This is a genomic window from Noviherbaspirillum sp. ST9 (genome assembly GCF_048799745.1).
Taxonomy (GTDB): Bacteria; Pseudomonadota; Gammaproteobacteria; order Burkholderiales; family Burkholderiaceae_D; genus Noviherbaspirillum.
Window position 1 is genome coordinate 415,428 of the sequence record NZ_JBLWFR010000002.1, and the last position, 23,223, is coordinate 438,650.

19 protein-coding genes are annotated in these 23,223 nt (G+C 62.2%); 12 read left to right on the forward strand and 7 right to left on the reverse strand.

Annotated features, from left to right (window positions below; genetic code table 11):
- The first annotated feature begins 80 nt into the window (after positions 1 to 80).
- Complete coding sequence (gene mobA, locus ACNOHI_RS05215; protein ID WP_420473587.1) at positions 81 to 677, forward strand: molybdenum cofactor guanylyltransferase MobA; 597 nt, start codon at positions 81 to 83, stop codon at positions 675 to 677.
- A gap of 202 nt (positions 678 to 879) precedes the next feature.
- On the opposite strand, the gene ACNOHI_RS05220 is transcribed toward mobA, so the two are convergent.
- Entirely contained in the window at positions 880 to 2,274 is a 1,395-nt protein-coding gene (locus ACNOHI_RS05220) for a GTPase/DUF3482 domain-containing protein (RefSeq protein WP_420473588.1), read from the reverse strand.
- Positions 2,267 to 3,616 (reverse strand): DUF2868 domain-containing protein, encoded by a 1,350-nt coding sequence (locus ACNOHI_RS05225; RefSeq protein WP_420473589.1) that lies wholly within the window; start codon positions 3,614 to 3,616, stop codon positions 2,267 to 2,269. Before ACNOHI_RS05225 ends, ACNOHI_RS05220 begins: the two co-directional genes overlap by 8 nt.
- A 324-nt stretch (positions 3,617 to 3,940) precedes the next feature.
- Between ACNOHI_RS05225 and ACNOHI_RS05230 the strand changes: the two genes are divergently transcribed.
- Positions 3,941 to 5,992: a carboxy terminal-processing peptidase gene (locus ACNOHI_RS05230; protein WP_420473590.1), complete on the forward strand. Its 2,052-nt coding sequence runs from the start codon at positions 3,941 to 3,943 to the stop codon at positions 5,990 to 5,992.
- A 13-nt stretch (positions 5,993 to 6,005) separates the two neighbouring features.
- Here ACNOHI_RS05230 and ACNOHI_RS05235 read toward each other — a convergent pair whose 3' ends face one another.
- Together ACNOHI_RS05235 and ACNOHI_RS05240 are read right to left on the reverse strand one after the other, a co-directional pair.
- Complete coding sequence (locus ACNOHI_RS05235) at positions 6,006 to 6,359, reverse strand: cupredoxin domain-containing protein (RefSeq protein WP_420473591.1); 354 nt, start codon at positions 6,357 to 6,359, stop codon at positions 6,006 to 6,008.
- A 7-nt stretch (positions 6,360 to 6,366) separates the two neighbouring features.
- A complete protein-coding gene (locus tag ACNOHI_RS05240; protein ID WP_420473592.1) occupies positions 6,367 to 6,903 on the reverse strand; it encodes a DUF4142 domain-containing protein in 537 nt (178 codons plus the stop codon).
- A gap of 695 nt (positions 6,904 to 7,598) precedes the next feature.
- Between ACNOHI_RS05240 and ACNOHI_RS05245 the strand changes: the two genes are divergently transcribed.
- From ACNOHI_RS05245 to ACNOHI_RS05270, 6 genes are read left to right on the forward strand one after another with little or no spacing between them, the layout of a single operon-like run.
- Entirely contained in the window at positions 7,599 to 8,834 is a 1,236-nt protein-coding gene (locus ACNOHI_RS05245) for a branched-chain amino acid ABC transporter substrate-binding protein (protein WP_420473593.1), read from the forward strand.
- 22 nt (positions 8,835 to 8,856) lie between these two features.
- Positions 8,857 to 9,666 (forward strand): SDR family oxidoreductase, encoded by an 810-nt coding sequence (locus ACNOHI_RS05250; RefSeq protein WP_420473594.1) that lies wholly within the window; start codon positions 8,857 to 8,859, stop codon positions 9,664 to 9,666.
- Between the two features lie 9 nt (positions 9,667 to 9,675).
- Positions 9,676 to 10,470 (forward strand): enoyl-CoA hydratase, encoded by a 795-nt coding sequence (locus tag ACNOHI_RS05255; RefSeq protein ID WP_420473595.1) that lies wholly within the window; start codon positions 9,676 to 9,678, stop codon positions 10,468 to 10,470.
- Positions 10,467 to 11,279 (forward strand): enoyl-CoA hydratase/isomerase family protein, encoded by an 813-nt coding sequence (locus ACNOHI_RS05260; RefSeq protein ID WP_420473596.1) that lies wholly within the window; start codon positions 10,467 to 10,469, stop codon positions 11,277 to 11,279. The genes ACNOHI_RS05255 and ACNOHI_RS05260 overlap by 4 nt, the downstream gene beginning before the upstream one ends.
- Before the next feature lie 22 nt (positions 11,280 to 11,301).
- Positions 11,302 to 12,513, forward strand: a complete 1,212-nt coding sequence (locus ACNOHI_RS05265) for an ABC transporter substrate-binding protein (protein WP_420473597.1) — start codon at positions 11,302 to 11,304, stop codon at positions 12,511 to 12,513.
- A gap of 31 nt (positions 12,514 to 12,544) precedes the next feature.
- Positions 12,545 to 13,693, forward strand: a complete 1,149-nt coding sequence (locus ACNOHI_RS05270; RefSeq protein ID WP_420473598.1) for an acyl-CoA dehydrogenase family protein — start codon at positions 12,545 to 12,547, stop codon at positions 13,691 to 13,693.
- Here the strand turns inward: ACNOHI_RS05270 and ACNOHI_RS05275 are convergent.
- Positions 13,662 to 14,582, reverse strand: a complete 921-nt coding sequence (locus tag ACNOHI_RS05275) for a DUF1353 domain-containing protein (protein WP_420473599.1) — start codon at positions 14,580 to 14,582, stop codon at positions 13,662 to 13,664. The genes ACNOHI_RS05270 and ACNOHI_RS05275 overlap by 32 nt on opposite strands.
- A 15-nt stretch (positions 14,583 to 14,597) precedes the next feature.
- Entirely contained in the window at positions 14,598 to 17,321 is a 2,724-nt protein-coding gene (locus ACNOHI_RS05280; RefSeq protein WP_420473600.1) for a LuxR C-terminal-related transcriptional regulator, read from the reverse strand.
- Between the two features lie 245 nt (positions 17,322 to 17,566).
- Here ACNOHI_RS05280 and fadB point away from each other — a divergent pair, with 245 nt between their 5' ends.
- From fadB to ACNOHI_RS05300, 4 genes are read left to right on the forward strand one after another with little or no spacing between them, the layout of a single operon-like run.
- Positions 17,567 to 19,774 carry a fatty acid oxidation complex subunit alpha FadB gene (gene fadB / locus ACNOHI_RS05285; protein WP_420473601.1) on the forward strand — a complete coding sequence of 736 codons (2,208 nt, stop codon included), beginning with the start codon at positions 17,567 to 17,569 and terminating at the stop codon, positions 19,772 to 19,774.
- Positions 19,775 to 19,796: 22 nt separating this feature from the next.
- Positions 19,797 to 20,579, forward strand: coding sequence for an SDR family NAD(P)-dependent oxidoreductase (locus tag ACNOHI_RS05290; RefSeq protein WP_420473602.1), 783 nt, complete (start codon positions 19,797 to 19,799; stop codon positions 20,577 to 20,579).
- A 9-nt stretch (positions 20,580 to 20,588) separates the two neighbouring features.
- Complete coding sequence (locus ACNOHI_RS05295) at positions 20,589 to 21,386, forward strand: enoyl-CoA hydratase-related protein (protein ID WP_420473603.1); 798 nt, start codon at positions 20,589 to 20,591, stop codon at positions 21,384 to 21,386.
- Positions 21,383 to 22,456, forward strand: a complete 1,074-nt coding sequence (locus ACNOHI_RS05300; RefSeq protein WP_420473604.1) for a phosphotransferase family protein — start codon at positions 21,383 to 21,385, stop codon at positions 22,454 to 22,456. The genes ACNOHI_RS05295 and ACNOHI_RS05300 overlap by 4 nt, the downstream gene beginning before the upstream one ends.
- Here the strand turns inward: ACNOHI_RS05300 and ACNOHI_RS05305 are convergent, their stop codons facing one another.
- On the reverse strand, positions 22,457 to 23,125 hold the full coding sequence (locus ACNOHI_RS05305) for a nitroreductase (protein ID WP_420473605.1): 669 nt from the start codon (positions 23,123 to 23,125) through the stop codon (positions 22,457 to 22,459).
- Positions 23,126 to 23,223 lie beyond the last annotated feature (98 nt).

Genomic DNA, 23,223 nt, shown 5'->3' on the forward strand with positions numbered 1-23,223 from the left:
TCATCTAAACCTAGCATCGCGATGGACAGGCGGTGCGGCGGAAACCTACAATTTTTTGAATCCCGTTACTGGACGCAGCGATGACGATCACGACTTCACAGATCACCGGCCTGGTGCTCGCCGGCGGCCGCGGCTCCCGCATGGGCGGCGTGGACAAGGGACTGCAGGCGTTCCGTGGCTCCCCCATGGTGCTGCACGTCATCATGCGCCTCGCGCCGCAGGTCGGCGCGCTGATGATCAACGCCAACCAGAACATCGGCCCCTACGAGGGCTTCGGCTATCCGGTGTGGCCGGATCAGTTGGGCGGATTCGAGGGGCCGCTTGCGGGACTGCAGACCGGACTCTCGCGTTGCGAGACGCCTTACCTCGTCACCGCGCCGTGCGACTCGCCTTTTGTTCCGGACGATCTTGTGATGAACCTGGCGGAAGGACTGCAATCGGCCGGCGCGGACATCGCCGTCGCCGTGACAGAGGAGGGCGAGCGGCGCACGCATCCGGTATTCGCCCTGATGAAAACGAGTGTGCTCGGCAGCCTGGATGCCTACCTGCAGGGCGGCGGCCGGAAGATCGAGACCTGGTATCGCTCGCTGCCCTTTGCTGAAGTCCCGTTCGAGGATGCGGATGCCTTCCGCAACATCAACACGGTCGACGAACTGCGCCGCTTCGAGCAATCCTGATTGCTGTCGTCAGAAGATCAGCTTGAGGACGCCGGTAACAACGAGCAAACCGATCAGGAAAATGATCACGATGATCCAGAAGAGAATTTTCATATGGCCGTCTCCCGAAAAGGATGGACTCGATTCATGCCGTCAATCTTGCTCGGCTCGATGTTAAAACGACAATATCCGTAGTGAAAAGTTCCTTTCGCGTGCCTTGGCTTCACTGCAAGCGCGCGTCGACAACCGGTTTGAGCCTGTCGCTCACCGTTTCCACCAACCGCGTTCGCCGCTGGTCCTGGCGCGTGCCGCGGCGCTCGAGAAGCGCCCAGTCAGGATGGGCTCGACCTGGCTGCAATGCAGTCAATAGCGGTTTGAGTTCGGCGGTACCGCCGGCAGGGCCCGACTTGAACTTGCCCTCAGCGGCATGGCCCCGTAGTTCAAGCGCGGCCAGCAGGTCGACCATGTGTGCGGCAAGGATGTAGAGAACCTCGTTTTCCAGCGTCAACTCCTGCACGCCACGCACCTTGTTGGCAAGCCTGCGGCCGAACTGGCCCCAGCCCTGGCTCGCCAGTCCGCCGATCGCGGCGCCGACCGCCGTGGCAGTGCCAAGGGAAAGACCGGCCAGTGCGATATCCGCGGCCGCACCAATGGCGGCCCCCAGGGCGGCGCCCGTGCCGAGCGTACGACTCGCATCACGCAGCGTTTCCGGATCGAACAAGTCATCTTCCCAACGGCCATCCAGCCACGGCAGCATGGCGACGTCGGCGTCGTCCGTCCGGAATCCGTAGATGGAGAGCAGATCATCGACGGCTACCCGGGCAGCTCGCAATACCATCGCACGAAAATCGCCGAGGAAACGTTCGCGTTTCTGCGCATCGGCGAAGTCTTCCGGCGCAATTGGCTGGCGCAGCGCTGCCAGCGAAATCAGCAGGTCCGCCACGACCCGGCGCGCCGCCGCCTGCCGCTCGCGCCGTTGCTGCCCCAGGTATTCCACGATCCGCGTCAAGTCTGCGCGCCGTTCGCGCATCAGCGTCGCCATGTCCTGATACAGCCACTGCTCGGATCCGACGAAGGGCGCCACGGCGTCGAACTGCACGCATGCGTGCATGTTGTAAGCGGCCAGGGTGGAAAGCCATTCGTCCTTGCGACTGCGCGCGTCGCGCACAAAGTTCAACACCGGCATGACCGGGCGTGCGCACCAGGTGAGGATCTCGATTTCGGCGCGAAATTTCGGCAGCACCGCTTCACGCGAGTCGATGACATACATGCCCGCATCGACCTCGAGCATCTTGCGCAGCACCTTTGCCTCCTGCTCGAAGGCGCCGCGCGCCTCGGGACCGCGAAGAAAGGCGCGGATACGGTCGGGCGGTGTCGGGCATTCATCCAGTCCCTTCATCAAGTCGAGCAGGGTGACGGCATCCTCCAGTCCCGGCGTATCGAAAAAGCGCACCGCGCTTTGGCCATTCACCTTCAGGTCCACCACCTCCACATGGCGGGTTGTACCGGGTTGCGCGGACACCTCGCCAAACGCCACGCGTCGCGTCAAGGTGCGCAGCAATGATGTCTTGCCGGCATTCGTATGCCCGACCACGGCGACCTGGATCGCGTCAGCCATGATTGCCTCCCATCCAGTCTGCCGCCTCCGGACCGCTGGTAATGAGGGCGATGCCTTCCATGCCCGATTGGGTCATCCACTGCCGCCAGCGCGGCACATCGTTCTCGCCCGCCATGGCGGTCAGCAGCAAGCCCGTGTCGACGGCATGGCGCGATGCATCCTTGATGAAGCGTTCGGTACCGCGGTCCGGCGTTGCCGCTGCATGACACACGAGGAGCAGGCGGCGCGGCCGGATGGCGCCCAGCCGGTCCAGGAGCATGCGCCGCTCGAGCGCTGCGCCGGCGGTGCGTTCGACCAGCGCCAGTCCGTGGGGCAACGGGGAGGGCGGCCACAAGGCTTCCGGCGGCAATTCAAACCCGACCACCGCGCCGCCTTCGTTTCGTGCCGCTCGCATGCCGTGCGCCGTGTGATCGGCGGCAGGAAGGCGCTCCTCCTTATCCACGACGCGCGATGCTTCCAGCTCTTGAAGGCGCATGAGCAGCTTGCGATAGTAGGGCTCGGCGGTATCCAGGTGCATGCGCCGCATGCCGCGTCGCCACGCCGCCCAGCTCAACAAGCCGAACAGGGCGCGAGGCAACAGCCCGTAGGTAAATACGCAGCCCATGAGCCACCATGCAAACGCGCGGTGGTCCGCGCCGGGCGCCGCCGGGTGCCGCAAGGTGGCGGTGTCCGGCAATGGAAACCCTAGCCAGTGCGGCGGGATGCCGGTGAGGGTGACGAAGCGGGCGAAGAAGCCGGGCTCGAGGATGGTCGTTTCCCACACGAGCCGATAGGCCTGGAACGAGAACGCAAACCCCAGGCCCGCGAGAATAAGGATGAGCGCGACGGTCCACGTCACATGGCTGACGACACCGAATGCCCATGGCAGCAATCGTTGCCGCTCGAGCAGCGCGTGCGCCGCCTGCACCGTTTTCGGGGAACGGGCCCGGGGTTTGCCGGGCAGGCGCGCAAGCACCCAAAGGAAAATATTGCCGAATGACAGTGTGCTGAACCAGCCGGCGCGCGAAACGAGCGCCGCGAGCCAGGCCATGAGGGTCAGCGTGGGCAGTGCCAGCAAGGCGAAGAATGCCGTCACGGCATTGACGGTGCGCCCGCCGCCAATGACCGCGCCCGCAGTACCGTAGGCAGACAGAAACGCCAGCACGGCCAGGAGCAGGACAACACCCCATGCCGCGCGTCGCCAGTGCGCCAGTTCGGCATCAATCTGCAAGCGCCGCCCCAGCAACACGCCGCGCACGAGCAGACGTTCTTCATCGCCTGTTGCGCCAAGGAAAGCTTCCCGCATGGCGTTCTCGTCTTCCAGCGGGCCGTCCTGCTCGATCAGTCGAACGGTTTCCGTCATCAAAACCGCTGTCGCGCGGCCTTCCGGGAATGGCGTCGTCGAATTGGATGGGGCAGTCGAAGAAGTGGGCATGCGATGATATTAGCAGCGCCGAAAATCCGAAAGTCGGCCCTGGTCAAGCAAGCCTTCCGATCTCTCGTTTGAACCCTGTTATCGAGCCATTTGGCTCGCGATGACAACGATGGCGTTCCAAGGGCAAGAGATAGTTGCGCTCCACATTTTCCGTTTTGACATCGCGCAAGATAAGCTCTCCCTTGCCAATCATAGTTATACGCCTGCAAGGAGGTTACGCCCTCCGGAACAAACCAGATCAGGGAGAAATGGATGAAGTGGAAGCTGCCGTCGCTTGTCTTTGCATTGGCCGCTGCCGTCAACGCGGCCGCCCTGGGAAATGCCGGTGCAGCGATCCGCGAACCCCTGCCGCAGCATGTGCAGGCGGCACAGTTGGCCGCGTCCATACTCAAGCGATTCCCGTATCGGCCCATTGCGTTCGATGCCGCCGCCTCCGAGCGCATCTTCGAGCGCTACATCAAGGCCCTCGATCCGCAGAAGATCATCTTCATCCAGCCGGATCTCGATGCATTCCGCGAGGCGCGGCGCACGCTGGGCGAGGAGACGGAGCAGGGAAACCTGAGCGTGCCGTTCCGCATTTTCTCGGCCTATGCGAAGCGGGCGTCGGAACGGCTGGGCTATGCCCGTACTTTGCTGCGCGAGGAGTTCGACTTTGCCGGCGACGAGCGCTTTCATATCGACCGTGAGCGCGCACCGTTTGCCGCCACCGACGACGAGGTGCATGATTTGTGGCGCAAGCGCGTCAAGAACGACTGGCTGGAGCTGAAGCTGGCAGGCAAGGATGCCCAGGCCATCCGTGCCGAGCTGGACCGGAAATACGCCCGGCTGGCGCGACGGATCGAAGACACCAACAGCAACAGCGTGTTCCAGCTCTATATGGATGCCGTCGCAACGGCGGTCGACCCGCACACCGACTACTTCGCGCCGGTCGAGGCCGCCAATTTCGACATCTCGATGAAACTCTCGCTGTCCGGCATTGGCGCCGTGCTGCAGGATACTGGCGACTACGTTACCGTCCGCGAAATCATGCCGGGCAGTCCGGCCGCATTGTCCGCGTTGAAGGCAGGAGACCGCATTTCCGCCGTCGGGCAGGGCGAGGACGGCCCCATGGTCCACGTGTCCGGCATGCGGCTGGAGGAAGTCGTCGAGCTCATTCGCGGCCCCGAGAAAACCGCGGTGCGTCTCGACGTGACGCCGGCTGTCGACAGCCCGGACAAAAAACCGGAACGCCTCACCCTTGCCCGCGGCAAAATCAGCGTCGAACAACAGGCCGCGAAAAAAACCGTCATTTCAACCGGGGAGGGCGCAGGCCTCAAACGGGTCGGCGTGATCTCCCTGCCGGCGTTTTACCAGGATTTCGACGCCCGCCGTAAAGGCGACAAGGACTTCCGCAGCGCGACGCGCGACGTGCACCGCCTGCTGGTCGAGCTCAAGGCCGAAAAAGTCGACGGCATCCTCATCGATCTCCGCAACAATGGCGGCGGTTCACTGGAGGAAGCGGTTGCGCTGACCGGCCTGTTCGTCGGCAGCGGTCCCGTGGTCCAGGAGCGCAACGCCCAGGGCATCGTGCGCGTCGACACAAGCGTCGCTTCCCAGGCAGTATGGGACGGCCCGCTGGGCATACTGATCAATCGCGCTTCGGCATCCGCCTCCGAGATCTTTGCGGCTGCGATCCAGGACTACGGGCGCGGCACGATCCTTGGCGAGCAAAGTTTCGGCAAGGGGACTGTCCAAACGATTGTCGATCTCGACAAGATCGCGCAGAACGAGCAGCCGCAGTTGGGCGAACTCAAGATGACGATTGCGCAATTTTTCAGGATTAACGGCGGAACGACCCAACTGCGCGGCGTCACGCCCGACATTGCCTTTCCGCCCATGTCCGACCTGGAGCGCATCGGCGAATCCAGCTACGACAACGCCTTGCCCTGGGCCCAGGTCAAGCCGGTCATGCATGGCGACATGCACGCGCCGGACAGCGTCGTGACGGAGCTGAAGCGGCGGCACGCCCTGCGCATCGCGCAGGACAAGGATTTCCAGTCGCTGGTTGCCGAAATGGCGGAGGTCAGGGAGCGAGGCATAAAGCAGGGCGTCACATTGAACGAAGCCGAGCGCCTCAAGGAGCGCCGTCGCCGCGAAGCCCGCATGCAATCGGCCCCGCCCGACGCGTCTGCGTCCGGCACGGGGAACGATATCTGGCTGCTGGAATCGATCAGAATCGTTGGCGAAAGCGCCGAACTGCTCGGCGCAGCGCGGAAAGCGCCGCGGACTGCCGCCATGGCGGGTGGGGAAAATCCCGGGTCGTGACGGCGAGTGCGGTTCACTTGATGATGAGGACACCCCTCATGGTCCGATGCAGGGTGCAATCATACGGAAAGCTTCCGCGCTTTTTCGCGACGTAGCGCCAGCTGCCTCCCGTCCTTATTTCTCCCGAATCGAATCCCGGCTTGTCCAGCGACGTCGCGGTATGGGGAAAGGGATCCTTGTTTTTCCAGATCACCGTATCACCGGCGTTGATTTCCAGCGTCGCCGGCGAGAACTGCATCCCGTCGATGATCACCGTATGGACGGCGGGCTTTGACGCGGCACTTGCCATCATGCTCATCCCCGCGAGGAAAGTAGCGAGGATGAGGTGCCACCGGGAAGAAGTCTTCAGCGCATTGGCGCAATCCATGACCGGGCTACTTCATTGAGGACTGGAGATGCCGGGCGTGCTCCAGGTGCGCCACGAACGCGGGCCGGACCTTCACCAGCGTGTCTTTGAGCTCGGCATTTTTCGCGTTCGGAATCAGGGTCTTGTCGAGCGCATCGATCACCGCCTGGTGATACGTCACCTCATTGTCGACATAGGCCTTGTCGAATTCCTTTCCCTTGAGACCTTTCAGCTTGGCGAGGTTGGCATCGCCACCTTCCTTGAGGCTCTTGCTCGTATCGCTGTCTTCGGGGGTGACCTTGAGTTTCTTGACCAGCGCGGAAGCCTGCTTGTTGACGCCCGTATGGTCAGTCACCATCTGCTTGGCGAACGCCTTGACCTCCTTGTTGCTCGACTTTTTTTCCGCCAGCTTGCCGGCATCGATGTCCACGGTATTAGCCACGACGACGATTCCGGCAATCTGCGCATCGGAAGGCGCTGAAGCCTGGGAGAATGCCGTCGATGTGCCGAAGGCCAATGCGGTGGCGAACAGCGCGCTCGAGATTTGGGTGGAGATTGTTTTCATGGTCGTGCTCCTTGTGGGTGGTGACTCAGGCTGTGTAACCATTTGATGAAGCGGCGACGTGCGGCGTTCCGGCGTCGTGGATTCCGTAGAGGAGCGCGGTGATATGCGGCGTGGGAGTAAGGGGAAGTAAATCTCGAATATCTTGCAAGGAAGAAAATCATTAATCTTCATAGACTTCCATCATGATTTTCAATAAGTGTCTTACCAATTTTGGTTCTAAATTTCGGAACTGAATTTTGAACAAAGCTGCAGGTGGAACTGAATTTTATAAATTGCTGCTGCTCCCCCTTTGAGCGAGCAGCTCATTCTGAACCAGCGGCACATTCATCGCATTTGTCTTGAGTCAGTAGCAACAACTCGCTCTTTCATACATAACTGACCTATTCAGATATGCCAAACAACTGTCACGGTGGTTGCACCGCGCCGCAGCTCGAGCAATGCAAAGGCACCGGTTACGGCTCGCGAAACGATCGTTATCGTCATTTTTGAGGGGCTTGTAGGGAACACCTTGCGGGGTTTGCGGCTGATTACTCGTTAGAAATCTCTTCTCGTACGGCTTCCCTCCGTCCTTCCGCACCAAAATCGTCGCTTCCGACGACGCCTGTCCCCTGCTGTCCACCCAGAATAGGAACAACCGCTGGCGCGGCCTTCACATGCGGAGGAGCGCGGCCAGGTGATTCCAAAAGGAGACAAGCATGTTCACTCGCCTCGCAACGGGCCTGTTGGTCGGACTCGCCCTCGGATCTTCCGCTACTGCCCAGGCCCAGATCAAGATTGCCTACATCGATCCCTTGTCCGGCGCCTTTGCCAGCATCGGGGAATTCGGCCTCAAGAGCTTCCAGGCCATCGCGGAGGATGTCAACGCCAAGGGCGGCGTGCTCGGCGGGCAAAAGCTGGAAATCGTCCCGATGGACAACAAGGCGAGCCCGGAAGAATCGCTGATCCTGCTGAAGAAAGTGACCGACAGCGGAATCCGGTACATCGTGCAAGGGCAAGGCTCCGGCGCGGCCGGCGCGCTGATCGACGCCGTCAACAAGTGGAACGACCGCAATCCGGACAAGACGGTGCTGTTCCTGAACTATGCGTCGAACGATCCCGAACTGACCAATTCCAAGTGCAGCTTCTGGTATTACAGCTTCGACGCGCACAACCTGATGAAGGTGGAAGCGCTGACGAATTACATGGCCAAGGACAAGTCCATCAAGAAGGTCTATATCATCGGCCAGGACTACGCGCACGGTCAGCAGATGGCCAAGGCCGTCGTTTCCGCACTGCCAAAGAAGCGCCCCGATGTCGAGATCGTCGGCAATGAGTTGCATCCCTTCGGCAAGGTCAAGGATTTTGCGCCGTACGTCACGAAGATCAAGGCTTCCGGGGCTGATACGGTCATTACCGGCAACTGGGGCAACGACCTCGCGCTGTTACTGCGTGCCTCGAAGGAGGCCGGCCTGAAGACGAAGTTCTTCACCTATTTCGCGGCGGTACGCGGTACGCCAACGGCGCTCGGTGAAATGCCGGAAGAGACGGTGTTCCAGATCACCGAGTGGCACCGCAACGTGCAACCGAACAAGCTGGACAAGTTCGCCGAAGACTACACCAAGCGCTTCCCGGGCCTGGAATTCTCCTATGTACGCATCAACACGACGATACAGATGCTTGCTGCCGCAATGGACAAGGCAAAGTCCGCCGATCCGCTGAAGGTGTCGCAGGCAATGGAAGGCATGGAGTTCGAGGCCGGAAACGGCAAGGTGGTGATGCGCAAGGACGATCACCAGCTGATCCAGCCGCTGGTGCTGTCGACCTACAGCAAGAAGAACGGCACGACGGTGAAGTACGACACGGAGGGAACGGGCTACGGGTTCCGCACCGTTGCCACCATTCCGGCCAAGGACACCGAAGTCCCCACCACCTGCGCGATGAAGCGCATGTGATCCGGCTGACAGGATACTGAGCATGGATCTCTTCAGGGAGAAGGCACTGGCGGACAAGGTCGTGTTCATCGCGGGCGCGTCGAGCGGCATCAACCTGGGCATTGCGCGGCATTTTGCCGCGCATGGCGCCCGAGTAAGCATCGTCAGCCGCAGTGCGGACAAGATTGCTTCTGCCGCCGCAAGTCTTGTCGCCGATGGCTTCGAAGCCATCGGCATGGCCGCCGACGTCCGCGACTTTTCTGCCGTGGAGGCGGCGCTGAAGCAGACGCATGCGCAATTCGGGCCGATCGACATCGTCATTTCCGGCGCGGCCGGCAACTTCATTGCGCCCGCAGCGCAGATGTCGTCCAACGGTTTCAAGACTGTGGTCGATATCGACCTGATTGGCACCTTCAATGTGCTGCGCGGTGCGTATCCCTACCTCAACAAGCCGGGCGCCTCGCTGATCTCCATTACCGCGCCGCAGGGAACGAATCCGATGATGTACCAGGCACATGTGTGCGCGGCAAAGGCAGGCATCAACATGTTGACCAAGTGCCTGGCGATGGAGTGGGGAGCGGAGGGCATCCGCGTCAACGCCATTTCGCCCGGACCAATAGCGGATACGGAAGGCATGCGCCGCCTCTCGCCGACGTCGGAGTCGGATGCGGCGCTCAAGTCGCGCCTCGCGCTGCGCGATTACGGGACCACGAAAGACATCGCGGACACAGCGCTTTTTCTTGCCTCCGACAATGCTCGCTACATCACCGGCACGGTCGTGGAATGCGATGGTGGCTGCAAGCTGGGCGACGCTTCGCCGATGGCGGCGGATGAATACGTGATTCGGGCGTAGGAGTCCTTGATGTCCGAAGAACTGGTACTCGTCAATACGCCCCAGCCCGGCCTGGCGGTGCTTACCCTCAACCGGCCGCACGCGATGAACGCGCTGTCGAAGGGCTTGTGCAAAACGTTCTCCGGGATTGTGGACCGGCTGGAAGCCGATCCGGTGGTGCGCGTGCTGATCGTCACAGGCGCCGGCCGCGGGTTCTGCGCGGGACTGGACCTCAAGGAACTGGCGGCGTACAGCAATGTCGGGGATTTCATCCAGGCGAATGATCCGGTACGGGCGCTGTCGCGATTCTCGGGGCCCATCATCGGCGCGATCAACGGCGTGGCGATAACAGGCGGCTTTGAACTCGCGCTCGCCTGCGACGTCCTGATCGCGTCCACCGAGGCACGCTTTGCGGACACGCATGCGCGCGTCGGCATCATCCCCGGGTGGGGCCTGTCGCAAAAGCTCAGCCGCATCGTCGGCCCGTCCCGCGCGAAGGAAATGGCCTTTACCGGAAATTTCATCAATGCACAGGAAGCAGCGGCGATGGGACTGGTCAATCGCGTCCTTCCGCCCGCGCAGTTGCTCGACGAAGCGCGCCGACTGGCCGGCGACATGCTGAGTGCGCTACCCGACATGCTGCCCGCTTACAAGGTATTGATCGACGAAGGTTACCGCAGCAGCTTTGGCGACGGACTGGCATTGGAGCAGGAGCGGACGACGGCCTGGAGCGCCGAAATGAAAGAAGGCGACATTGCCCGGCGGCGCGAGTCTGTCCTCGCCCGTGGCCGGGGCCAGGGCAGGATCGCCCCGGAGGAAGCATGAACTACGAAACGCTGCATATCGAGAAGCGGGGATCGGCCGATTGGGTCACGTTCAACCGCCCGGACCGCCTGAATACCTTGAACCACAGGATGATCGACGAGCTGCTCCACTATTTCGGCGAACTCACCATGGATCATGCGACGCGCGTGGTCGTGCTCCGCGGGGCGGGGCGGGCGTATTGCGCCGGGCTCGACCTCGACAACAATTCGGGCAGCGAAAAGGCCTACGAGCTCGATGGCAACGGACCGGCGGAGATGCTGCGCCTTCAACGCAGAATCAGCGAAATCGTGATGCGCATGCGCCGTTGTCCCCAGCCCATCGTCAGCCTCGTGCACGGGCCGGCATGCGGCGGCGGTTTTGCGTTCGCACTGGCGTCGGATATTCGCATTGCCGGCGAGAGCGCGCGCATGAACGCCGCCTTCATCCGGCTCGGACTTTCGGCGTGCGATATCGGCGTGTCCTATTTCCTGCCACGCATGGTCGGCGTGTCCGTGGCGTCCGAGCTGATGATGACCGGACGCTTCATCCACGCGGACCGGGCGCTGCGCATTGGCCTGGTCTCGGAGGTGGTTCCCGACGCACACCTGGAACAGGCCGGGAGTGCGTACGTAGACGATCTCCTTGCCACCGCGCCGCTTGGCCTTCGGCTGACCAAGGAATGCCTGAACCATAGCGTCAACGCCTCCAGCCTGGAGGCTGCCGTAGCGATGGAAGACCGCAATCAGGTGCTGTGCCTGCACACACAGGATTTCAAGGAAGGTGTCGCGGCCTTCATGGAAAAGCGGCCCCCACGTTATGCCAATACCTGAACGACATCCACAGGAGACCCACATGACATTTCGATTCCGACCTCTGCTCGCCGCCGGCGTGGCCGCATTTGCGATGGCCGCTCTTTCAAGTGCCCATGCGCAGAAGAAATACGATACCGGCGCAAGCGATACCGAAATCAAGATCGGCAACCTCGTCCCGTATTCCGGCCCGGCGTCCGCCTACGGTACGGTGGGTCGGGCGGCAGGCGCGTATTTCGACAAGATCAATGCGGAAGGCGGCATTAATGGCCGCAAGATCAAGTACATCTCGCTGGACGATGCCTACAGCCCGCCGCGCGCCGTCGAGCAGACGCGCAAGCTGGTCGAGCAGGAAGAAGTGCTGCTGATGTTTGCGCCGCTGGGCACCGCAAGCAATCTCGCGACGCAGAAATACCTGAATGCGAAAAAGGTGCCGCAACTGTTCGTCAGCTCCGGCGCGCATCGCTGGGGCGACTACAAGAACTTTCCGTGGACCATGGGCTGGAACGTGAGCTACCACGCCGAGGGGATCATTTACGCCCAGCACATTCTTGCGAACCGCCCGCAGGCAAAGGTCGCGATCCTTTACCAGAACGACGAATTCGGCAAGGACATGCTGCGCGGCTTCCTTGAGGGCATGGGTGACAAGGCCAAGACCATGGTCGTTACGCAGGTCAGCTATGAACTGACCGACCCGACAGTCGACAGCCAGATGGTCTCGCTCAAGGCATCGGGCGCGGACACCTTCATCAACCTGTCCACGCCGAAGTTCGCCGCCCAGGCCATCCGCAAGGCGGCCGAGATCGGTTGGAAGCCAACGCAATACCTCGCCAATGTCTCCAACCAGGTGACGGCAGTTCTGAAACCTGCCGGACTGGAAAATGCGACGGGCATCATTTCGGCGGCCTACATCCGCGACCCGGCGGAAGCCCGCTGGCAGAATACGAAGGAGTACAAAGACTTCGTCGACTTCATGAAAAAGTACTATCCCGAGGGCGATCCCACCAATTCGCTGAACGTGATCGGCTACTCGATGGCGCAGACACTGGAGCAGGTCATCAAGCAGGCAGGCAACGACCTCACCCGCGCCAACATCATGAAGCAGGCCGCGAGCCTCGACATGACGCTTCCCATGCTGTACCCGGGCGTCAACATCAAGACCGGTGCGACTGACTTCTATCCGATCGAGAAGATGCAGATGATCCGGTTCAACGGAACCGGCTACGACAATCTCGGCAGCGTGCTCGGCATGTAACGCGTCCGACAATTCTGGAGAACGTGACCGTATGGCAATCCATTTCCACCGCTCCTGGATGAATGAGGAACTCGCGATGGTTCGCGAGACCGTCATCCGCTTCATCGAGAACGAAATGCTCCCCGACGACGAAGCCGCCCGCAAGCGCGGACACGTCGGGCATGCGCTGTGGCGCAAGGCGGGCGAACTCGGACTCTTGTGTTCGGACATTCCCGAAGAGTACGGCGGCGGGGGCGGGGACTTCCGGCATGAAGCAGTGTTTTACGAGGAAATGGCGCGGCGCAGCCTGACCGGGATGAACGCCTCGGTCCACAGCATCGTCGCCCATTACCTTCTCAACCACGGCACGGAGGAGCAGAAGCGGCAATACCTGCCACGCATGGCGCGCGGGGAACTTGTCGGCGCCATCGCCATGACGGAACCGGGCGCCGGCTCGGACCTGCAGGGCGTGCGCACGCGGGCGGAACGTCATGGGGACCATTACCTTATCAATGGTTCCAAGACCTTCATCTCCAATGGCTATCTCGCCGGCCTGGTGCTGGTGGTGGCCAAGACCGACCCGGCGCAGAAGGCAAAGGGCATGTCGATCCTGATCGTGGAGACGGAGAACAGGCCCGGCTACCAGGTCGGAAAGGTGCTGGACAAGATCGGACTGAAAGCGCAGGACACCTCCGAACTGTTCTTCGACAACGTGAAGGTGGACGCCGACTGCCTGCTGGGCGGCGAGGAGGGAAGGGGCTTTTACCAGCTCATGGGGGACCTCCCGTACGAACGGACCATCATCGGTGTCACCGCGGCGGCGGCGATGGAAGGCGCATACGAAGCGACGCTGCAGTACACGCGCGAGCGTGAAGCCTTCGGCCAGCCGATCGCGCAATTCCAGAACACGAAGTTCAAGCTGGCAGAGATTGCAGCGAACGTGACGGCAGCACGCGCCTATGTAGACCGTTGCATCGAAGACCTGGTGGCAGGCAGGCTGGATACCGTAGGCGCCTCGATGTGCAAGATGTGGGCGAGCGACCTGCAGAACAAGGTGGTCGATGAATGCCTGCAGCTGTTCGGCGGTTACGGATACATGAACGAGTACTTGATCGGGAGGATGTATGTCGATGCACGTATCCAGCGCATTTATGGCGGGACGAATGAAATCATGAAAGAGGTGATTTCTCGGGCGATGTGAGCGTGGGGAGGCGGGTATTGCCGCCTTTGCATGCATCGCCCAGTTGCTTCAGCAAGGGGACGTTCGCAGGCGGGATCGCTACTGGAATCTGGCGACTCTGCTTCACGTCCTTGCCTCCGCACCGTTTGACAAGCGAGTAGTACAACTTGGCGAGCCAAGGCCACATCCCGGCTTCCAGTAGCATGGTGTGGAAGAGACGATCGACCTCGCTCGGTTTGATCGGAATATGGTGAAGGTACTGGTACAGCGCATCGTGGACGACGCTTGCGTAGTGGGTCATCGGCCAGAAGACGGTCGCTTCCTCTACATGACCATGGTTTGACACCCTGACGATCGAGAACTCTTTCTGCCACCAGTCGGGTGTGCCGATGAGAACAAACCACAGCCACGATATTTTTGGCGTGCAGCCATCCCAGGCATAGGTACGCCGGACGGCGTGGTTGTAGGTAATTTCTTTCGTCTTGTCGTCGACGTCGTAACTTCCTGGATTCACGATGATAAGGCCATCGTGAATGATCAGCCATTCACTGTAGAAAAACTTATCCTTTGCGCATTCCGCGCAGAGAATGAGCGCGCCCTCAATGTGCGCCACCCACGGGAAATCCCGGTCCCGGCTATGGAAACCCCAATGGCTGAATTCCTCGTATTTCGCCTGAACAGCGCGATCCAAACGCTCGCGCCATCCGTGCCACTGTGGAGGGATGAAGCCGCAGACTCCAACAGCCAAGGCAGCCAGAATTCCCGACGCAAGTGTGCATCCGATCAACCCGGCAAAGATTGCCATAACGGCAAGCGCGGCAATAATCGTCACCTCAGGGAAGAAGATTTTGTGAAAACGCTTTTCCCGGAAACGCTCAAGCGTCTCTTCAAGAAAGGAATCGTGTTCCATTGCTGCGGCCGTCGCCTACCGGATCACCCCGAGCCGGCGCGCAATGGCAACCGCCTGCGTCCGGCTCTGCGCGCTCAGCTTCCCGTTGATATTGCGCAGATGAGTGCGCACCGTGCTGTCGGATACGAACAGTTTTTCCGCCAGCGCGCTGTTCGAATAGCCCTCGGCAAGCAGGCCCAGGATGCGGATTTCCTTGGTGGTCAGCGGCTCGACAAGGGTAGGGGCACTGGTCGCTGCTTGCGCGTCCGGTTGCGCGGCCGCGGCTGGGCCGAATGCCTGCAGCAGCTTCTGTAGATAAACGCTGAAGATCGGGTCGTTGCCGCCATCTTCCGCGCGCAGCGCTTCCTCCGCCTGGCGAACCAGGACACCGGCGCGCACAGACTCGTCCACCAGCAGGCGGACGAAGCCCTCTCCGCTGGCCGCTTTCAGCACGGACTTCATCGCCACCAGTGCCGCGCGTTGATCGCCATTCTGTTGCAGGGCGATGCTTTGCAGTACCCGCAGCTTGAGTTCCCGGCGGTGGCGTCGCGCGTCCCTTGCTTCGCCGATGGCCGCCTCGAGCGCCGGCAGGGCGTCGCGGGCGTCGCCCGAGAAAATCCGCCAGCGCAGTTCGCCAAGCGCGTGGTATTCGACGTCATGTGCCGGCAGGCGCAGGCGGGACACTTCATTCCACACTTCGGGCGTGGCGGCGCGCTCCAGTTCCTCGCGCGCCGCCGCGAAATTGCCCTGGATCGTAAGGAGGCGGGCACGTTCCAGCTTGGCGCTGCTGACGACGCGCGGCAGCTGCCGGTGATGGCCGAGGTATTCCAGTTCGGTCAGGCAGTGGAAGGCCTGGTCGACATCGCCCTGGTCGAAGGCGATGCGCGACAGCATCGTGTAGCCGATGATCATGTGGTCGGCCAGGCCAACGTCCTTGGCGAGCGGCACATACACGTGCAGCAGGTGTTCCGCCTGGTCGAGGTCGTTCATCTCGTACAGGCTGGACGCATACAGCACGCCCGCCCACGCATTGCCCCCGGTATGCCGATAGGACACGCTGTGCGTCGCACTGACGGCAATGCGAAAGCGCGCGGTCGCCTGGCGCAGCAGGCCTTCCTCCAGGTCGATGATGCCTTCCACCGACTCCGAGTACATCTTGTTGAAGAAGCTCGTGTCGCTGCCCTGGCGGCGGCGTGCCGCGTCCAGGAGCCGGTGCGCCTGCTGGTAATCGCCCATCACGGCGCAGATGTAGGCCATCTCGTTGGACAGCACGCTGCCGCTGAAGGCGTCCGATTCGGGCAGGCGATTGAGCGCCGCCCGGCCTTCGGAATAGGCGGCCTCGTTGCGATCCATGATGGCAAGCATCATCGGCCTGAGCGCCAGCACGTGCGCAAGGATCTTCGGGTCGGACGAGGTGGAGCAGCCGGAGCGTTCGAGCAGGGCCATCGCCTCGCGCGCACCGCGCGTAAAGCACAGCGCCCACACGTGGATGACCTGGAGCAGATCGGAATTGTGCGTGTACTGTTCCGGGAACGCGGCGAACCAGCGCGACAACAGGCGCATGCGGCCGCTCTCCAGCAGGTTTTCCGCATGCTGCGCGAGAAGCGCAACGGCATGTTCGAAATTGCCGCCCTCGATGGAATGATCGATGGCCGGCACCGGACGTCGCTGCACTTCGTACCACTGTGAGGCGGCACGATGCAGGCGCACCAGTTCGCCCGGCATCTCACGGCCCAGCTGGGCACGCAGGAAGCCGGCAAACAGGCTGTGATAGCGGTAGGTGCCTTCCTGGCCTTCGATCGGCGTCAGGAACAGGTTCGCTTCCTCCAGTTGCCGCAGGATGGCGGCGCTGTCCGTTCCCGGCAGCAGGGCGTCGCAGAGCGAAGCATTCAGGTGGCGCAGGATACTGGTCTTGAGCAGGAATTCTCGAACGCGGGGCGGCTGGTGCGCCAGGACGTCTTCGGCCAGGTAGTCGGCGACCGCCTCGTTGGAACCGGAAAACCGCGCGATGAAGGCGGAACGTTCCTCGCGGCGTTCAAGTGCCACGGAGGCCAGCCAGAGCGCGGCGACCCATCCCTCGGTCTTGCGTTGCAGTTGTGACAGGTCTTCTTCCGGCAAACCAACCTGGCGGCGCTGGTTGAAGAATTCCGTGGTTTCCGAGAGCGAAAAGCGCAGCTGCGCGGCGTCGATCTCGAGCAATTGCCCCCGTGCCCGCAAACGGCCAAGGCCGAGGTCGGGCAGGCCGCGCGAGCCGATCACCAGCTGGCCGCGGCGCGGCAGGTTGTCGAGGAGCTCGCGCACGAGGCGCAGAACGGCGGGTTCCTGCAACGCCTCGAAGTCATCCAGGAAAAGGGTAAAGGGGGCGGGATGGGCAGCCAGCCGCGCCATGATTTCGAGCGCAACGTCGCCCGGAGGACGGCTGCTGTCGGCTGCGATTTCTGCCCGCGTTCCGCCGCGCTCGGCCGTCATGCCTTCGACCACCGCAGCCAGGCAGGCAAGGAAGCGCGAGGCATCGTTATCGGCGCTGTCCACGGTCATCCATGCCGTGTCGACCCCGTTCTGTACCAGCAGGTCCCGGCACTGCACCATCGCCGTCGTTTTTCCGAATCCGGCCGGCGCGCGGACCAGGATCAGTTTGACGGATGTGGAGGTGCGTACCAGTTCACGAATGGCATTGCGTGGAACCTGTGCCGCAGTCGTCGTCGGCGGATTCAGTTTGGTCGACAGGAAAGGACGGGCAAGACTTGCGGACTCGATCATTGGCAACAGCCTCGGAACAGCATAAGCACGAAACCCAGTTGCGCCGGCAGTATGGCGCGCATCAATGAATTCTAGCGTAGAAGCCAAAATTGCAACGGCGGCCCGTTTGACGAAGCGCAAGCATTTCTTTCCTTCGGAAAACACGCCGCCGTGTGAAACAGACAATACGCGAAGCGGGGGCTGCGCAATTCGTCGGTTCCGACGATGTTGCAAGCCGCCTTGCATTCTTACACTGCAGGAAAACGATGGCGGACGCCTCACTGGGCCGCCTTGCCTGCAAGCTCAAGAAGAAGGGGACGAACGTGTACCAGGGCCAAACGATTCGGGTAGCGGATATCGGAAACGGCATTGCCGAACTGTGTTTTGATCGCGCCGCCGCATCGATCAACAAGATGGACCAGCGCATGACGCGCGAATTGGGCGAGGCTGTAGCACTGCTCGCCACCAGGCCGGGCTTGCGCGGCGTGCTGATGACCAGTGCCAAGGAGGTGTTCATCGTTGGCGCCGACATCAACGAATTCAACGCCATGTTCAAACTGCCGCCAGCGGAGATGATGGCATCCAACCATGCCAGCAGTGCACCGCTGAACGCATTTGAAGATCTGGAGCTCCCGACGGTCGCGGCGATCAACGGCTATGCGCTGGGCGGCGGTCTGGAGATTGCGCTGTCCGCCGTCTTCCGTGTCATGTCGACCGCAGCCCAGGTCGGCGTGCCCGAAGTCAAGCTCGGACTCTATCCCGGAGCGGGCGGCACCGTGCGGCTGCCGCGCGTCGCGAGTCCAGCGGTCGCCTCCGACTGGATCACCACAGGACGTCCCCGCAAGGCCAGGGAAGCGCTCGAAGCGGGCGTGGTCGACGCGCTCGCAGAGCCGGAGCAACTACGCGACACGGCCTTGGCACTGCTGCACAAGGCCATCAGCGGAGGCATTGACTGGCGCACATATCGTGACCGCAAGCGCCTTCCGGTTCCAATGGATGCCGGGCAGCTCGAGGAATTCTTTGCATCGGCCAAGGCGAGGGTAGGTGCCGGCAGTCCCAAGCACCAGCCGGCTGCGCTCGTTGCCGTCGAGATCATGGAACAGGCGGCACGCAAGGACCGCGACGGTGCCCGGGCGCTGGAATGCGAAGGCTTCGTGCGGGTGGCAAAGACCCAGGCGGCCGATTCGCTGGTCCAGGTCTTCCACAACGACCAGCAGCTGAAGAAGCTGTTCAAGCGCCATGCGCAAAGCGGCCGGCCGATATCGCAGGCGGCGGTGCTTGGGGCGGGCATCATGGGCGGCGGTATCGCGTACACCAGTTCCTTGCGCGGCACGCCGGTCATCATGAAGGACATTGCACCGGGACAGCTCGAACTGGGCACGAACGAGGCGGCCAAGCAGCTCGCCAAGCAGGTCAAGGCCGGCAAGCTGACCCAGGACAAGGCCAACCAGGTACTGGCCGGCATACGTGCGCAGCTCGATTACCAGGGCTTCGAGACCGTCGATATCGTCGTCGAAGCCGTCGTCGAAAATCTTGGCGTGAAGCACAAGGTTTTGTCCGAACTGGAAGAGGTCGTGCGCAAAGACACCGTCATCGCGTCGAATACGTCGAGCCTGCGCATCGACGATATCGGCATGCATCTGCGCCGTCCGGAGAACTTCGTCGGCATGCATTTCTTCAATCCCGTGCCGGTAATGGCGCTGGTGGAGGTGATCCAGGGCAGCCGCACCAGCGAGGCGGCGGTGTCGACCGCGGTCAACTATGCGCTGGCCATGGGCAAGACGCCGATCGTGGTCAGGGATTGCCCGGGCTTTCTCGTCAACCGCATCCTGACTCCCTATATCCGCGCCTTTATGGAACTGGTGGCTGATGGCGCCGACTTCGAACAAATCGACCGCGCAATGGAAGACTTCGGCTGGCCGATGGGACCGGCGTATCTGGAGGACGTGGTCGGCATGGATACCGGCAGCCACGTCAGCGACGTCATCTCGGCCGGCTATCCCGAACGCATGCCGCCGTTGCGGCACGATGCCTTGCGTCTGATGGCGCAGAGCGGCCGCTATGGCCAGAAGAACGGCATCGGTTTCTACCGCTACGAAACGGATCCGAACGGCAAACCGAAGCGTTCGGCGGCGCCGGACACGCGGAGCTTGCTGGCGACTATTCAGCCCAAAGGACAGAAAGACTTCGCCGACCAGGAAATCATTGAGCGCATGATGCTTCCGCTCATCATTGAAGCCGCGCACGCGCTTGAAGACGGTGTCGTCGGGACGCCCGCAGAACTGGACATGGCGTTGCTGCTCGGCATCGGTTTCCCGCAGTACCTCGGTGGTTCATTGAAGTACGCCGACTGGCTGGGACTCGATCATGTGATCCGCCTCAGCGACAAGTATGGCCACCTCGGCAAGGCCTACCAGGCGACACCGCGCATGCGCGACATGGCGGCGACGGGAACACGCTATTACGACAAGTAACTTACGACTACGAAGGGAAACCATGAAACTCGACAACACCATTTCCGCCGTCATTACCGGCGGCGCTTCCGGACTCGGGGAGGCGACCGCACGCCGTCTCGCCGCACGCGGCGTCAAGGTCGCCATCTTCGATTTCAACAGCGAAAAGGGCGAAGCGCTGGCGGAAGAACTCGGCGGCGTCTTCTGCAAGGTGGACATCACGTCGGAGGAACAGGTCGATGCCGCCTTCGCACGCGCCCGGTCCGTCATCGGACAGGAACGGGTGCTCGTGAATTGCGCGGGCACCGGCAATGCGATCAAGACGGCCAGCCGCGACAAGACGACCGGGGAGATCAAGCATTACCCGACCCACGCCTTCGACCGCATCATCCAGATCAACCTCGTCGGCAACTTCCGCTGCATCGCCAGGTCTGCGGCCGGCATGCTATCGCTCGATCCACTGCCGAACGGCGAGCGCGGGGCGATCGTCAATACCGCCTCTGTGGCCGCGGAGGACGGGCAGATAGGCCAGGCGGCGTATTCGGCCTCCAAGGCGGGCATCGTCGGCATGACGCTGCCGGTCGCCCGCGACCTGATGAATGACGGCATTCGCGTCAACACCATCATGCCCGGCATCTTCAACACCGCACTGCTGCAGGCGCTGCCGGAAAACGTGAAGGCCTCGCTGGCCGCCTCGGTGCCGTTCCCGAAGCGGCTCGGCGAACCGGACGAATACGCGGCACTCGCCGAATTCATGATCATGACCGAGTACTTCAACGGTGAAAGCGTGCGCCTCGACGGGGCCATCCGCATGGCGCCGCGCTAGGAGGCGGCCATGACCTACGAAACCATCCTCCTGGAACAAGACAATGACATTGCAGTGCTTACGTTCAACCAGCCGGTCAGCCGGAACGGACTGACGGCCCAACTGCAGACGGAAGTGCTCGACGCCCTCGACCATCTCGCCCAGCAGGATGAGGTACGGGCCTTGATCCTGACCGGCGCCGGCAAGGCGTTCTGCTCCGGCGCGGATCTCGGCAGGCTGGATGCATCGGGCGGTGCGTCCCTTGGCGACAGTGTCGCCAAGGTCATGGATGAACTGTCGAACCCGCTCATCCTGGCGTTGCAGAGTCTTCCGATTCCCGTGGTTGCCGCGGTCAACGGCGCTGCGGCTGGTGCGGGGATGGGAATCGCACTGGCGGCGGATATCGTGATTGCCGGCCGTTCGGCATTTTTCCTTTCTCCCTTCCTGCCGCGTCTCGGGATTGTTCCGGACATGGGGACCACCTGGTTCCTGCCGCAACGGGTCGGACGCGCGCGTGCGATGGGCCTGATGCTGCTCGGTGACCGGTTGCCGGCGGATAAGGCGGCCGAGTGGGGACTGATCTGGGCCTGCGTGGACGACGCCATATTGATGGAAGAGGCGCGACGAATCGCACAATCGCTCGCCAACGCGCCATCGCACGCCGTGATCGAAGCGCGGCGCGCGCTTGACAAGGCGGCAAGCCAGGACCTCGCAACCCAGCTCGACTATGAAAAGGGGCGGCAGCGCGAACTGCTCGACCTGCCTTCCTTCCGCGAGGGCGTGCAGGCCTTCTTCGAAAAACGCGAACCGGTATTCCGCCGGCCATGACAAGGATGGATGTGAGCGATACGACAACCACGCTGGACGCGCCGGCGCGCGCGGTCCTTGAATTCGACGCCGGCCGCCTGCACCGCTACCTGCTTGAGAATGTGCCCGGCCTGACGGGCGAAATGCAGCTCGAACGCATCGGCGGAGGCCAGTCCAACCCGACGTTCTTTGTCACTTTCGGCAACCGCGAGATGGTGCTGCGCAAGCGCCCGGCGGGCGGCAACCTGCTGCCATCGGCGCATGCCGTCGACCGGGAGTACCGCATCCTCAACGCACTCGCAGCCACCGACGTCCCGGTGCCCCGGACGGTGCTGTTCTGCGAAGACGAATCAGTGATCGGCACGCAGTTCTACCTGATGGACCGCTTGCAGGGCCGTATTTTCGAAACCTATCTGCTTGAGGGCGCAGATGTGCACGAGCGCAGGGCCATGTACCGTTCCATGGCAGATACGCTGGCCAGGCTGCACCGGGTGGACTGGAAGGCGGTAGGGCTTGCGGATTACGGAAAGCCCGGCAACTACTTCGAGCGTCAGATCGCGCGCTGGACCAAGCAATGGGCGATGTCGAAGACGGCTGACAACCCCGACATCGATTTCCTCATCCGATGGCTCCCGGAACACATTCCCGCCAACGACGACACGACCATCAACCACGGCGATTTCCGCTTCGGCAACCTGATGTTCCATCCGACCGAGCCGCGCGTGGTCGCGGTGCTCGACTGGGAGTTGTCGACGCTCGGCCATCCGCTGGCCGACCTCGCGTACAACTGCATCCCGTGGCATACCGGTCCGGGCGAGTTCAAAGGCATGCGCGACGCCGACCTCGATGCGCTCGGCATTCCCTCGCAGCAGGAGTACCTGGGCTATTACCGGGAATTCAGCGGGCGGGTGGATACGATCACCGGCTTTCACCTGGCGTTTTCGATGTTCCGTTTTGCGGTCATTCTGGAAGGCATTGCCTCTCGTGCAAAGGCAGGCAGCGCTGCCGGCGCGGACGCGATCGAAGTCGGCCGCCAGTCCGGCGGCCTGGCAAGGCGCGCAAAGGAAGCCGCGCTCGTCGGCTCTCTTTGATCAGCTGATGAACTCCGCAAATTCCTCGAGCGGCGCACGCGCCGCGACGAGGGCATTTGCCGGCACAGTCCAGTCCGCGTGTCCGATGGCCATCCCGGTGAACAGCATCCGCTGCGCCGGAAGCTTCAGGAATTCGCCGATCGTCTTCGGGTAGATCGCCCAGCACTCCTGCGGACAGCTATGCAAGCCTTCTTCCCGTAGCAGCAGCATCACGTTCTGCAGGAACATGCCGAGGTCGGACCATTGCGGCGGACCCATCCGGCGATCGACAGAACAGAAGAGTGCCGTCGGTGCATCGAAGAATGCAAAGTTGCGCGCAAACCATTTGCGCCGCGCCGCCTTGTCCTCTCGCGGGATGCCAAGATGGCCGTACAGGTCTTCGCCGACCTGGTAGCGACGCTCGCGGTAGGGCGTAACCAGTTCGCGCGGATAGATGTCGTATTCCGTTTCCTCTCCCTGCGGCGCCTCCTCGGTACGTTGCCGCATCACACGCTTGAGTGCGGCCAGGGGCTCGCCATGCACCACGTGGATGTGCCAGGGCTGCAGGTTTCCGCCTGACGGGGCGCGGCTTGCCGTTTGCAGGACGCGGCGCAGGGTCTCCTCTGGCACCGGGGTATCGAGGAAGCCGCGGATGGCGCGGCGGGTCTGGATCGCTTCACTGACGTTCATATCGTCTCCTTTCACTGAACAGCATAGGTACGTCAAGCAGGGTCATCAATCGTCTGAAGCGACGATGTAGAGGAGGAAAGGGAGACCTACCATCGCTC